Consider the following 13,108-nt stretch of genomic DNA (forward strand, 5'->3'; position numbering starts at 1 on the left):
TGGTGGCGGGTGTGGCGAGGTCGAGGTCGAAGTAGAGGTTCGACCGGGTGTCGCATTCCTGCACTTCGGTGGATTCGGGGTCGAAGCGGGCTGAGGCTTCCAGGACGAGCCGTTCGACGACGGCGGGGCCGACTGTGTGGATCACGTGGGCGACCTGGGCGTCCACGAACGCGACAGCCTCGGCGGAGAGGCTGCGGGTGGCTTGGGCCAGGCGACGGACCCGCCAGGCGGTGACATGACCGGCCACGAGTCGCGCCCAGACGCGGGGGAGGCGGTGCTTGGCCTCGACCACGTCACCGACGAGCAGGCGGCCGGACTCCCGGGTGCGGCCCAGGGCCGTCGAGAGCTCGGTGACGGCGAAGTCGGACACCTCGGGTGCACCGGCGCCGGCCAGCTCGAGCATCGTGTCGGCACCCGGCATCCCGAACCGGGCCGTCCACGCCGACTCCGCGGCGTCGTAGGCGTCCTCGTCAGGGTGGCTGTAGGTGCCGTAGAGGTCCGGCATCAACACGCCGGTGGTGTGCGCATCGGCCCACTCGGCGACCCCGATGAACAGCTCCCGCGCGGCGTCGTCCTCGCGCTGCTTGGCGGCGCGGATCGCGTCGAGCACGGGGGCGGTGGACATGGTGAAAGTATAGTCGAACACACGTTCGAGGGACAGTGTTTCCCCAGGTCAGAACCACTTTTTCTGGGTCAATCAGAGCAACTGGTCGGAGCCCAGTCCCAGCGAGCACCCCAGCGGCGGGCGACGACGAAGCGGACCGCAACCAAGAAGCTGACGTGGCACCCAGGGCGACCACGCTTCTCCGTAAATCAGGAGCTGCTGCGGCGCGAACGCGCCACGACCCGTTCACAGCGACCCAGGGAGCAACGAGGGGGTACAGCAGCGCGACCGGCGTACGGGGTCTCGACGACGGCTCGCTGGCGCTCGCCTGCTCGACCACCCAACGTCGCGCGGTCTCGTCGCTGACGCTCCTCGCACCTCGACCAGCGGTTGGCCGACACACCCCGACCACGTCACGTTTCGGGTGAGGGGAGCCCGGGAACAAGGGAATCCATGGCCACCGCCACCTCTCGTGCTGACACCACCCCCGCCGGCACCGCCCCCGCGACCACGCCCAGCAGCCCTGCAGCTCGCGACCCGTGGTTCGACAACGCCAAGATGGCGCTGGTGACCCTCGTCGTGGTCGGGCACGCGTGGGTGCTGCTGCCGGAGAGCGTGACGCGCGACCACCTCTACGACTTCCTCTACGCCTGGCACGTGCCGGCGTTCGTCTTCGTGACCGGCTACCTCTCGCGGCGGTGGACGTACTCCCGCACGCGGATGTGGCAGCTGGTCCGCACGGTCGCCGTGCCGTACGTCCTGTTCGAGGCCGCGATCGCGCTGTTCCGCATCCACGTGGGCGGTGAGGAGCTGGAGAACCTCTGGCGCGACCCGCACTGGCCGATGTGGTACCTCTCGGCGCTGTTCTTCTGGCGCCTGCTGACCCCGGTCTTCAAAGACCTGTGGGGCGGTCTGGCGCTGGCGGTCGGCATCTCGCTGGTGGCCGGGCTGTACGCCGGCGACACCCTCGACGTCGCCCGCATCCTGGGCCTGCTGCCGTTCTTCGTGATGGGCCTCAAGGCGACCCCGGAGCGCTTGGAGCTGCTGCGCGGCCGCGCGGTGCAGGTGCTGGCGGTCGGGGTCTTCGCCGCCATCTTCTGGCTCACCCGCCGCACCGACGACTGGGCCGCGACCGAGTGGCTCTACTACCGCGCCCGCTACGAGGAGCTGGACGTGAGCGACGGGCAGGCGTTCCTCACGCGCGCCTGCCTGCTCGTGCTGGGCACGCTGGGCGCCTGGGCCTTCCTGGCCCTGGTGCCGCGCATCCGCGGCTGGTTCACGACCATGGGCGCCTTCACGCTGGTGGTCTACCTCTTCCACGGCTTCGTCGTGAAGGGCCTGGGGTACGCCGGGTACGGCGACCTCTTCGGTGACCAGCAGTGGCTGGGCCTGCTCGTGACCACCGTGGGGTCGGTGGGCGTGGCGCTGCTGCTGGCCAGCCCGCCGGTGGCGCGCGTGCTCAAGCACGCCGTCGACCCGCTGGGCTGGGGGGAGAAGAAGCTCGACCACGCGCTCGAGGTGGCCACGGCGAAGGTCGAGGCCGACCGGCTCTCCGACCGGATCGAGGAGCACGTCGAGGAGCAGGTGCGCCGGGTGCCGCAGAGCGTCCCGTAGGCCCTAGGCTCACCTCCGTGGCCGGTGGACTCTTCGCACTGCTCGACGACGTCGCGACGCTCGCGAAGCTGGCGGCGTCCTCCGTCGACGACGTCGGGGCGGCCGCGGGGCGCGCCAGCGCCAAGGCGGCAGGCGTCGTCGTCGACGACACCGCGGTGACCCCGCAGTACGTCCAGGGCGTCGCGGCCGAGCGCGAGCTGCCGATCATCCGCAAGATCGCGACCGGCTCGATCCGCAACAAGCTGCTGCTGATCCTGCCGGTGGCGCTGCTGCTCAGCGAGTTCCTGCCGACGCTGCTCAAGATCATCCTCATGATCGGCGGCGCCTACCTCTGCTTCGAGGGCGCCGAGAAGGTGTGGGAGAAGCTCGGCGGCGGCCACGGCCACGGCGACGACCACGCCGCGGTCGACACCGGTGACCCGGCCGAGACGGAGAAGAACCTCATCAGCGGCGCCATCCGCACCGACCTGATCCTCTCGGCGGAGATCATGGTGATCGCGCTCGACGAGGTCGCCGGCGAGAGCTTCTGGAGCCGCGCCGCGATCATGGTCGTGGTCGCCGTGCTCATCACCGTCGTCGTCTACGGCGTGGTCGCGCTGATCGTGAAGATGGACGACGTGGGGCTGTCCCTGGCCCAGCGCTCCGGCCGCGCCGCCCGCCGCCTCGGCGAGGGCATGGTCCGCGCGATGCCGCGGGTGCTGACGGTCATCGGGCTGGTCGGCACCGTGGCCATGCTCTGGGTGGGCGGCCACATCATCCTGGTCGGTGCCTACGACCTCGGCCTCACCGCGCCGTACGACGCCGTGCACCACCTCGAGGAGGCCGTGCACGACGCCACGGGTGCCCTGGGTGCGGTCCTCGGCTGGGTGACCAACACGTTCTTCTCCGCCGTGCTCGGCATCGTCGTCGGTGCCGTCGTGGTCGTCGTGATGCACCTGGTGCCCCGGCGCCGCGCCGCCCACTGACCCCTCGCGCGCGGGGCCCGGGCAGACGGGTGCTGCTCCAGACATCTGCGGCCCTACCCGTGAGGATTCCCCGTCGTCCCCGGCCGCCGCCTACGCTGGACGTCGGACTGCGCGGGAGATCCCGACGGTGCGCAGATGCGCGGCGCAGGCCTGGCTCCACCCCTCGCGAGGAGACACCCTGATGGACTTCAAGGTCGCCGACCTGTCCCTGGCCGACTACGGCCGCACCGAGATCGAGCTCGCCGAGCACGAGATGCCCGGCCTGATGGCCATGCGCGAGCGCTACGGCGCCGAGAAGCCGCTCGCCGGCGCGCGCATCGCCGGTTCGCTGCACATGACCATCCAGACGGCCGTGCTCATCGAGACGCTGACCGCCCTGGGTGCCGAGGTCCGCTGGGCCTCCTGCAACATCTTCTCCACCCAGGACCACGCCGCGGCCGCCGTCGCGGTCGGCCCGACGGGCAGCGTCGACGCGCCTGCCGGCGTCCCGGTCTTCGCCTGGAAGGGCGAGACCCTGGAGGAGTACTGGTGGTGCACCCAGCAGATCCTCGACTGGGGCACCGACGCCGACGGCAACCAGCGCTACGCCAACATGATCCTCGACGACGGTGGCGACGCCACGCTGCTCGTCCACCTGGGCGTCGAGGCCGAGAAGAAGGGCGAGGCGCCGGACCCGGCCACCGCCACCAGCACCGAGCAGCGGATCATCTTCGAGGTCCTGCAGCAGAGCCTGGCCCAGAGCAACGAGCGCTGGACCAACGTCGCGCGCGAGATCATCGGCGTCACCGAGGAGACCACCACCGGTGTGCTCCGCCTCTACGACATGATGCGTGAGGGCTCGCTGCTCTTCCCGGCCATCAACGTCAACGACTCGGTCACCAAGTCGAAGTTCGACAACAAGTACGGCTGCCGGCACTCGCTGATCGACGGCATCAACCGTGCCACCGACGTCCTCATGGGCGGCAAGATCGCGGTCGTCTGCGGCTACGGCGACGTGGGCAAGGGCTCGGCCGAGTCGCTGCGCGGCCAGGGTGCTCGCGTCGTGGTCACCGAGATCGACCCGATCTGCGCCCTGCAGGCCGCGATGGACGGCTACCAGGTCACCACCCTCGACGACGTCATCGAGACAGCCGACATCGTCATCACCGCGACCGGCAACAAGAACGTCGTCACCGTCGACCAGATGCGCCGGATGAAGCAGAACGCCATCCTGGGCAACATCGGCCACTTCGACAACGAGATCGACATGGCCGGCCTGGAGACCTACCCCGGCATCGTCCGCAAGAACGTCAAGCCGCAGGTCGACGTGTGGGCCTTCCCCGAGGGCGAGGGCAACCAGATCATCGTGCTGTCCGAGGGTCGCCTGATGAACCTCGGCAACGCCACCGGCCACCCGTCGTTCGTCATGTCGAACTCCTTCACCAACCAGGTCCTGGCCCAGGTGGAGCTGTTCACCAAGCCGCAGGACTACCCGGTCGGCGTCTACGTGCTGCCCAAGCACCTCGACGAGGAGGTGGCCCGTCTGCACCTCGACGCGCTCGGCGTGAAGCTGACCACCCTCTCCGAGGAGCAGGCCGGCTACCTGGGCGTGGCGGTCGAGGGGCCGTACAAGTCCGACGAGTACCGCTACTGATCTGATCGACACCACGCGCACGGCGGCCCCGCTCGACGGGGCCGCCGTTCGCGCGTGCTGAGGGGCAGGGGGCAAGATGGGGACCATGAGTGACGCGGCGACGCAGGACGAGTACACGACCAAGGGTCGTGTCCTGGTCGTCGACGACGACGCCTCGCTCGCCGAGATGCTCACCATCGTGCTGCGCCAGGAGGGCTTCGACTCCCGCATGTGCCTGCGGGGCGACCAGGCGGTCGAGGCCTTCCGCGACTACAAGCCCGACGTGGTGCTGCTCGACCTGATGCTGCCCGGCCGCGACGGCATCGACGTGTGCAAGGAGATCCGCGCCGAGTCCGGCGTCCCGATCGTCATGCTCACCGCCAAGGGCGACACCGTGGACGTGGTGGTGGGCCTGGAGTCCGGCGCCGACGACTACGTCGTCAAGCCGTTCAAGCCCAAGGAGCTCGTGGCCCGCATCCGGGCGCGCGTACGCCGCTTCGACGCCACCGAGCAGGCCGAGACCCTCTCCATCGGCGACGTGCACATCGACGTCGCCGGCCACCAGGTCACCCGCGCCGGGCGCCCGGTCAACCTGACCCCGCTGGAGTTCGACCTGCTGGTGTGCCTGGCCCGCAAGCCCTGGCAGGTCTTCAGCCGCGAGGTGCTGCTCGAGCAGGTCTGGGGCTACCGCCACGCCGCCGACACCCGCCTGGTCAACGTGCACGTGCAGCGGCTGCGCTCCAAGGTCGAGCACGACCCGGAGAACCCCGAGATCGTGGTCACCGTCCGCGGGGTCGGCTACAAGGCCGGCGCCGCCTGAGCAGCCGCGTGGGCGCGCTCACCTTCTGGCGCCGCTCCATCCAGGCGCGGGTGGTGGCCAGCACGCTCGTCCTCTCCTTCGTCGTGGTCAGCGCCGTCGGCTGGTTCCTGCTGCGCCAGACCCGCGACGGGCTGCTCGAGGACCGGATCGAGGCCGTGGTCGCAGAGGCTGCCAACGAGACCCGCGACGCCCGGGCCCGGCTGGAGTCGGCCACGCTCAGCGACGTCGACGCCGCCGAGCAGCAGCGGGCGCTGGTCGAGCCGATCATCCAGCGCGGGCTCTCGCGCGACTTCGCCGTCGTGCTGGCCGGCCCCGACGGGAGCAGCGGGGGCGTCGCCTCCGACCCGGGCAGCGGCGGGGCGACGTACACCTTCGGGCTGGACCGGGAGTCGGTGCCGGCCTCGCTGGTGGAGCACTTCTCGACCGTCGCCCCGCCCTCGTGGACCTACACCACCATCCGCCGACTCGACGCCGACGGGGAGACGACGGTGGAGGAGCCCGGGATCGCCGTCGGCTCGCAGGTCACCCTGCCGGCCGACGGACGCACCTACACCCTCTACCTCCTCTTCCCGACCTCCGAGGACGAGGACACCCTGGCCCTGGTCACCCGAGCGCTGCTGACCGCCGGGGTGCTCCTGCTGCTGCTGGTGGCCGGGGTGACCTGGCTGGTCGCCCAGCAGGTGGTGACCCCGATCCGGATGGCCCGCCGGGTCGCCGAGCGGCTCGCCGCGGGACGGCTCACCGAGCGGCTGGAGGTCTCCGGGGAGGACGACCTCGCCCGCCTGGCCACCTCCTTCAACCAGATGGCCTCCAACCTGCAGCGCCAGATCCGCCAGCTCGAGGAGCTGAGCCGGGTCCAGCGGCGCTTCGTCTCCGACGTCTCCCACGAGCTGCGCACGCCGCTCACCACGGTCCGGATGGCCGGCGACGTCCTGCACGACGCCAAGGACTCCTTCGACCCCGTCACCGCGCGCTCGGCCGAGCTGCTGCAGATCGAGCTGGACCGCTTCGAGACCCTGCTCGCGGACCTGCTGGAGATCAGCCGCTTCGACGCCGGGGCCGCGGTCCTCGAGGTCGACGACGTCAACCTCGTCGACGTCGCCCACCGCGTCGTCGACAGCACCCGTCCCCTGGCCGACCAGCGTGGGGTCACGCTGGTCGTGCGCTCCCCGGGCCACCCGTGCCTCGCGGAGGCCGACGTACGCCGTATCGAGCGCGTCGTGCGCAACCTGGTGTCCAACGCCATCGACCACGCCGGCCCGCGGGCGCCGGGTGCGACGCCGACCGTCGTGGTCAGCGTGGCCGGCGACGAGCACGCGGCGGCCGTGGCCGTGCGCGACTACGGCGTGGGACTGGCCCCGGGGGAGTCGGCCATGGTCTTCAACCGGTTCTGGCGCGCCGACCCGGCGCGCGCCCGCACCTCGGGCGGCACCGGTCTGGGCCTGTCGATCTCGCTCGAGGACGCCCACCTGCACGGCGGCTGGCTGCAGGCCTGGGGGCGTCCGGGCGAGGGTGCGCAGTTCCGGCTGACCCTCCCGCGCCGCAACGGCACCCCGCTGCGCCGCAGCCCGATCTCGCTCATCCCCGACGACGTCGTGGAGCCGGTGTGAGGTCCGGGCTCAGGTCGCGCCGGGTCGCCCGCACGCTCCGCACCGGGGCGGTGGCCGGGGTGCTCGCCACCGCGCTGGCCGGGTGCGTCTCGCTGCCCGTCTCCGGCCCGGTAATCGAGGTGGAGCGCCAGTCGGCGGGGGAGGCCGACACGGGCGGCGCCGCGGCGATCGACGCCCGCCCGCCCCAGGACGGCCAGTCCCCGCCCGAGGTGGTCAAGGGCTTCCTGGACGCGATGCAGGCCTGGCCGACCGAGCTCGCGACCGCCAAGGAGTTCCTCTCCTCCGAGGCCCGCACCACCTGGAACCCCCAGGGCACGATCCTCTACGAGGACGCCCTGCCGCCCGCCGGCGGCGCAGGGCGGGTGGAGCTGCGCGTCGGCGGCGCCGACCGGCTCGACGCCCGCGGGGCCTGGCTGGGGGCGCTCTCGGCCGAGGAGGACTCCCTGGCGTTCCGGCTGGTGCTGGAGGACGGTGAGTACCGCATCGCCGACCTGCCGCCCGCCCTCGTGGTCCCCACGACCTGGTTCGAGCAGCGCTACCGCCAGGTCGCGCTCTACTTCCCCGACCCCACCGGGACGGTGCTGGTGCCCGAGCCGGTCTTCGTCGGTGACGACTCCACCTTCGCCTCGACGCTGGTCTCCGGCCTGCTGCGCGGTCCCGGACCCAGCCTGCGCGGCGTGGTCTCCAGCCAGCTGCCCTCGGGCCTGCGGGTCGACCTGTCGGTGCCCGTGACCGACGGCACCGCGGCGATCTCCCTGACCGGGGAGGCGAGTGCGTTCACCCCGGCCGACACCGAGCTCCTGGTCTCCCAGCTGGCCTGGACGCTGCGGCAGGACCCCGACGTCGACGCCTTCACCCTCGACATCGACGGCCGGCCCGTCCGCACCGCGCAGGGCGCCACCCGGTTCTCCGTCCAGGCCGGCGACCGGCTCGACCCGGTCGGCTTCCAGTCCGACTCCCTGCTCTACGGCCTGCGCGACGGTCTGCTGGTCGCCGGCACCCCGGGCTCGCTGGAGCCGGTGGACGGCGTGCTGGGCCGGGTCCCGCTCGGCCTGCGCTCGGTGTCGGTGGACCTCGCGAGCGACCAGGTCGCCGCCGTCTCCGAGGACGGCACCACCGCCTACCTCGCCCCGCTGAGCGACGGTGGCGCCGGTGCCACCGAGGAGGGTGGCGAGGACCCCGGGCTCGCCGACGTGGCGACCGTGGTCACGGGCACCGACCTGCTGCCCCCCGCCTGGGACGTCCACGACCGGCTCTGGCTGGTCGACCGGACCCCCCTCGGCGCGGTCGTGCAGTGGTACGGCGAGGAGCGCAGCGGCGTGGTCGAGGTGCCGGGCGTCTCGGGTCAGCAGGTCACCGAGCTGCTGGTCTCCCGCGACGGCAGCCGGCTGGTCGTCGTCGTGCGCGGACCCCGCGGCGACTCGCTCCGGGTCGCGCGCATCCGCACCGACGCCGAGGGCGGGGTCGCCGGGGTGACCCGGGCCCGTGCCGTGGCGATCGAGGACGGCGCCAGCCGCCGGATCCGCGACGTCGCGTGGAACTCCACCACCACCCTCGCCGTCCTCAACCGGCTCACCGACGTCTCGGCGAAGGTCGTCACCGTCGGCGTCGACGGCTCGCCCGGCGGCCTGGACGGCATCACGACCACCTTGTCGGGGGCCACGGCGCTGGCCGGCTCGCCCGCCCCCGGCGCACGGGTGTACGCCGTCACCGACTCCGGCCTGGCCGACCTCAACGCCACCGTGCGCGCTCCGCGGGTCCTCGACGAGGACGTCAGCTACCTCGACTACGCGGGGTGATCGGGGACGCGAAGCGGACCCGATGTCGGTGGTCGAGCGAGCGGCGCGGCTGAGCCTGCGAAGCCGCGACCCGCGTGTCGAGACCCGGTGAGGTGCCCGCCAGGTCTCCACATGGAGCGGCGACGCCGGGTGATCCACGCCGTGGGAGTTGTTCGCCCCACGGCATCCCTCCGGCCGCTGGACTTGGCCCGTGCCATCCGAGCCGCCACCGACCCTCCTCTGCGCCGCCCGGGACCTTTTCCTCGGCGGCTCGTGCGCGGCGTGCGGACGCCAAGGGAGCGTGCTGTGCCCCGGCTGCCGGGGGCGGCTCGCGCACGAGGCGCCCGGGGCGCCGCGAGCGACCCGCCCCGAGCCGAGCCCGCCGGGGCTGCCGCCGACCTGGGCGTGCGGCGCCTACGAGGGTGCGCTGCGGCAGCTGGTCGTCGCGCACAAGGAGCACGGGCAGCAGGCCCTCGCCGCGCCGCTGGGTGCGCTGCTGGCCGAGTCGGTGCTGGCGGCGCTCGCGAGCGTGGGCGACCCCGTCTCCCGCGGCCGGCCGGTCCTCCTGGTGCCCGCCCCCTCGCGGCCGTCCGCGGTCCGCGCACGGGGGAGGGACGCCGCGCTGGTGCTGGTGCGTGCAGCGGCGCGGACGCTCCGGCGCCGCGGCGTACCGGTGATGGTGGCGCCGCTGCTCACCACCCGCGCGGGTCTGGTGGACCAGGCCGGGCTCGGGGCCGAGGAGCGGGCGGCCAACCTCGACGGCTCGCTGTGGGTGCGGCCGGAGCGTCTGCGGCGACTCTCGCGCCGGGTCCCGGAGGTCGCCGGCGTGGTGCTCTGCGACGACGTCGTGACCACAGGGGCCACGCTCACGGAGGCGTCCCGGGCGCTGCGGGCGGTCGGCCTGCCGGTCCTCGGGGCCGCCACGGTGGGGGCCACCGGCAGGCGCCGGACCGGACCGCCCGGGGGGTCGTAGGTGAGGAGTTCCTGAAAGCCGACCTAGGTCCCTTCCGCCCCCACCTCGATGCGCCTATCGTCTCGTCATGGAGTCCGTCCGGGTCCGTGGTTGCGTCGTAGGGGCGCCCCGGTCAGTCCGGATGCCCCCGCGGCAAGCCGATGCCAGTCGCAGGCGAAACGGTCCACGTAACCGCCCTCGGGCGGGATCACGGTGCGGCTTAGTCGTAAGTCCTGCCTCGGCCCGGCCGCCACATGCGGCCGACGTCGGGAGAGGGTCAGTAGTGGCAGAGAAGCTGCGAGAGCCCCAGCAGGCGAGTGTGGGGACGAAGACCAGGTCGGCCGGACGGACTCCTCCTGCCACACCAACGGCGCACCTGTGAGTGCGCTCTGAGGAGGATTCCCATGGAAGTTGTCGTCACCGGCCGGAACTGCGAGATCAAGGAGGGCTTCCGGGACCACGTCACCGAGAAGCTCGCGAAGCTCGAGAAGCACGACCACCGGATCATGCGGGTGCACGTGGAGGTGGACTGCGAGCCCAACCCGCGCCAGCACGACCGCGCGGTGCACGTCGAGCTGACGGCGTTCTCCAAGGGCCCGGTGATCCGGGCCGAGGCGGCCGCCGACGACAAGATGGGAGCCCTCGACCTGGCCCTGGACAAGATGGCCACCCAGATGCGCAAGGCGGCCGACCGCAAGCGCATCCACCGCGGCGGCAAGCGGCCGATCTCGGTCGGCCAGGCCACCGCGGGCCTGCCGCCGGTCGGCGACGGCCCGGGAGGCCTGGCGCTGGAGGAGGAGTCCGAGAGCAACGAGCGCAGCGAGGACCGCTACGTCGGTCCGATCGCGGTCACCGGCGACGGCCCCCTGGTCGTGCGCGAGAAGACCCACCCCGCCACGCCGATGACGCTCGACCAGGCGCTCTACGAGATGGAGCTGGTGGGCCACGACTTCTACCTCTTCGTCGACAAGGAGAGCGAGCGACCGGCGGTCGTCTACCGGCGGCGCGGCTACGACTACGGAGTGATCTCCCTCGACCTCGGTGGCGAGGGGTCCCCGGAGTAGCCCGCGCCTAGTCCCAGCGAGCCATCGACGGCACGTCCGGGTAGCCCGAGGGTGTCCACCCGAGGGGCCCGGACGTGCCATGATGCCGCCGTGCCAGGTACCCAGAGCGAGGAGTCGATCCGCGTCCTCGTCGTCGACGACCAGGAGCTGTTCCGTCGAGGGCTCACCATGCTGCTTTCCGTCGAGGAGGGCATCGAGGTCGTCGGTGAGGCCGGCGACGGCGTCGAGGGCACCGAGCTGGCTGCCAGCTCCGCGCCCGACGTGGTCCTGCTGGACGTGCGGATGCCCAAGCGCTCGGGCATCGAGGCGTGCAAGGCCATCAAGGAGGCCGTCCCCTCGGCCAAGATCATCATGCTGACGGTCTCCGACGAGGAGGCCGACCTCTACGAGGCCGTGAAGAGTGGCGCCGCGGGCTACCTGCTCAAGGACTCCTCCATCGAGGAGGTCGCCCAGGCCGTCCGGGTCGTCTCCGAGGGCCAGTCGCTGATCAGCCCCTCGATGGCGGTCAAGCTGATCGACGAGTTCAAGCAGATGTCCAAGCCCGAGCGCGAGCACATGCCCGGCCTGCGCCTCACCGAGCGCGAGCTCGAGGTGCTGCGTCTGGTCGCCACCGGCAAGAACAACCGCGAGATCGCCAAGGACCTGTTCATCTCCGAGAACACGGTCAAGAACCACGTGCGCAACATCCTCGAGAAGCTGCAGCTGCACTCGCGGATGGAAGCCGTGATGTACGCCGTCAAGGAAAAGCTCCTCGACCTGCCGTAGGTCCCACGCATGGAGTCCCTGAGCCGCGCCCAGGCGCGCCGCGTGGCCCTGGCGGCCCAGGGCTTCCTCGACCCTCCGCACGCGGTGCCGACGCTGCGCACCTTCGACCGCACGCTGGCCCGCACGGGCCTGCTCCAGGTCGACTCGGTCAACGTCCTGCAGCGCGCGCACTACATGCCGCTCTACTCCCGGATGGGCCCGTACGACGCCCACCCCGCCACCGGGTTGCTGGCCCGCGCGGCGGAGCGTCGGCCGCGCCGGGTCGTGGAGTACTGGGCGCACGTCCAGGCCTTCATGCCCGTGGAGCTGTGGCCGCTCATGCAGCACCGGATGGAGACCTACCGCGCAGGTCGCGGGAAGTGGTGGAAGGACGTGGACGACGCCCTGGTCGACCGGGTCAGGAGCGCCGTCGCGGCCGCGGACGGGCCGGTCACGGCCCGTGGGCTCGAGGAGCGGCTCGGTGCCGGCGGCCCGCGCCGCAAGGACCACTGGGGCTGGAACTGGTCGGAGGCACGCAAGGTCCTCGACTACCTCTACATGTGCGGCGAGCTGGCCATCGCCGGTCGCAACGCCCAGTTCGAGGTGCGCTACGACCTGCCCGAGCGGGTCCTGCCCCCGCAGGTCCTGGTCCTGCCGACGCCGAGCCCCCAGGAGGCCGTGACCGAGCTCGTCCGCCGGGCCGCGCGCTCCCACGGCGTGGCCAGTGCCGCCTGCCTGGCCGACTACTACCGTCTGCGCCAGCAGCCCGACCCGCGCCGTCCGGGGCTGCCCAGCACCGCGGTGGCGGTCCGGCAGCTGGTCGAGGAGGGCGAGCTGCTCCCCGTGGCGGTCGAGGGGTGGCGCAGGCAGGCCTACCTGCACCGCGACGCCCGGCTCCCGCGTCGGGTCGGGGCCCGCACGCTGCTGAGCCCCTTCGACCCGGTCGTGTGGGAGCGCGCGCGCACCGAGGCGCTCTTCGACTTCCACTACCGGATCGAGATCTACACCCCGCCCGCCCAGCGGGTCCACGGCTACTACGTGCTGCCGTTCCTGCTCGGGGACGAGCTGGTGGCGCGGGTCGACCTCAAGGCCGACCGGGGCGCGGCCGACGGGGGGCTGCTGCGGGTCGCCGCGGCCTGGGCCGAGCCCGGGGCGCCTGCCGCGACCGCCGCCGAGCTGGCCGTCGAGCTGCACCGCCTCGCCGGCTGGCTGGGGCTCGCCGGGGTGGTGGTCGCCCCGCGGGGCGACCTGGCGCCGGAGCTCTCCGCCGCCTGCGGTGCGCTTTAGGGTCCGCTCACCCGGCTGGGTAGAGTGACCGCGGCCCGACGCAGCCGTGCGGGTCAGC

The 13,108-nt window shown here is 72.4% G+C and carries 10 protein-coding genes and 1 pseudogene; 10 read left to right on the top strand and 1 reads right to left on the bottom strand.

Translation table 11 applies throughout. From position 1 onward, the window contains the following. A pseudogene (locus Q1V71_RS14840) lies at positions 1–625 on the bottom strand (hypothetical protein); the annotation flags it as partial. A 432-nt stretch (positions 626–1,057) separates the two neighbouring features. Between Q1V71_RS14840 and Q1V71_RS14845 the strand changes: the two are divergent. The 10 genes from Q1V71_RS14845 to Q1V71_RS14890 all read left to right on the top strand — a co-directional run bounded on the left by Q1V71_RS14845 (position 1,058) and on the right by Q1V71_RS14890 (position 13,050). Beyond that, positions 1,058–2,218: an acyltransferase family protein gene (locus Q1V71_RS14845; protein WP_300644733.1), complete on the top strand. Its 1,161-nt coding sequence runs from the start codon at positions 1,058–1,060 to the stop codon at positions 2,216–2,218. A 17-nt stretch (positions 2,219–2,235) separates the two neighbouring features. Continuing rightward, entirely contained in the window at positions 2,236–3,183 is a 948-nt protein-coding gene (locus tag Q1V71_RS14850) for a DUF808 domain-containing protein (RefSeq protein ID WP_300644735.1), read from the top strand. 181 nt (positions 3,184–3,364) lie between these two features. Further along, a complete protein-coding gene (ahcY, locus tag Q1V71_RS14855; protein WP_300644737.1) occupies positions 3,365–4,816 on the top strand; it encodes an adenosylhomocysteinase in 1,452 nt (483 codons plus the stop codon). An 85-nt stretch (positions 4,817–4,901) separates the two neighbouring features. Continuing rightward, positions 4,902–5,615: an MtrAB system response regulator MtrA gene (gene mtrA, locus Q1V71_RS14860; RefSeq protein WP_300644739.1), complete on the top strand. Its 714-nt coding sequence runs from the start codon at positions 4,902–4,904 to the stop codon at positions 5,613–5,615. An 8-nt stretch (positions 5,616–5,623) separates the two neighbouring features. Then, the gene (gene mtrB, locus Q1V71_RS14865; protein ID WP_300644740.1) at positions 5,624–7,225 is read left to right on the top strand and encodes an MtrAB system histidine kinase MtrB; all 1,602 of its coding nucleotides are present in this window, start codon (positions 5,624–5,626) and stop codon (positions 7,223–7,225) included. Further along, entirely contained in the window at positions 7,222–9,024 is a 1,803-nt protein-coding gene (locus tag Q1V71_RS14870; protein ID WP_300644742.1) for an LpqB family beta-propeller domain-containing protein, read from the top strand. The genes mtrB and Q1V71_RS14870 overlap by 4 nt, the downstream gene beginning before the upstream one ends. A gap of 190 nt (positions 9,025–9,214) precedes the next feature. After that, complete coding sequence (locus tag Q1V71_RS14875; RefSeq protein WP_300644743.1) at positions 9,215–9,976, top strand: ComF family protein; 762 nt, start codon at positions 9,215–9,217, stop codon at positions 9,974–9,976. Between the two features lie 383 nt (positions 9,977–10,359). Next, positions 10,360–11,019 (top strand): ribosome-associated translation inhibitor RaiA, encoded by a 660-nt coding sequence (gene raiA, locus Q1V71_RS14880; protein WP_300644745.1) that lies wholly within the window; start codon positions 10,360–10,362, stop codon positions 11,017–11,019. 90 nt (positions 11,020–11,109) lie between these two features. After that, positions 11,110–11,784: a response regulator transcription factor gene (locus Q1V71_RS14885; RefSeq protein WP_300644746.1), complete on the top strand. Its 675-nt coding sequence runs from the start codon at positions 11,110–11,112 to the stop codon at positions 11,782–11,784. 9 nt (positions 11,785–11,793) lie between these two features. Beyond that, positions 11,794–13,050: a crosslink repair DNA glycosylase YcaQ family protein gene (locus Q1V71_RS14890; RefSeq protein ID WP_300644747.1), complete on the top strand. Its 1,257-nt coding sequence runs from the start codon at positions 11,794–11,796 to the stop codon at positions 13,048–13,050. The last annotated feature ends 58 nt before the right edge of the window (positions 13,051–13,108 follow it).

The organism is Nocardioides sp. (assembly GCF_030149505.1).
Taxonomy (GTDB): domain Bacteria; phylum Actinomycetota; class Actinomycetes; order Propionibacteriales; family Nocardioidaceae; genus Nocardioides.

Coding starts and splice junctions, on each gene's coding strand:
- Q1V71_RS14845 (WP_300644733.1), top strand. CDS start 1,058: ATGGCCACCGCCACCTCTCGTGCTGACACCACCCCCGCCGGCACCGCC.
- ahcY (WP_300644737.1), top strand. CDS start 3,365: ATGGACTTCAAGGTCGCCGACCTGTCCCTGGCCGACTACGGCCGCACC.
- mtrA (WP_300644739.1), top strand. CDS start 4,902: ATGAGTGACGCGGCGACGCAGGACGAGTACACGACCAAGGGTCGTGTC.
- raiA (WP_300644745.1), top strand. CDS start 10,360: ATGGAAGTTGTCGTCACCGGCCGGAACTGCGAGATCAAGGAGGGCTTC.
- Q1V71_RS14890 (WP_300644747.1), top strand. CDS start 11,794: ATGGAGTCCCTGAGCCGCGCCCAGGCGCGCCGCGTGGCCCTGGCGGCC.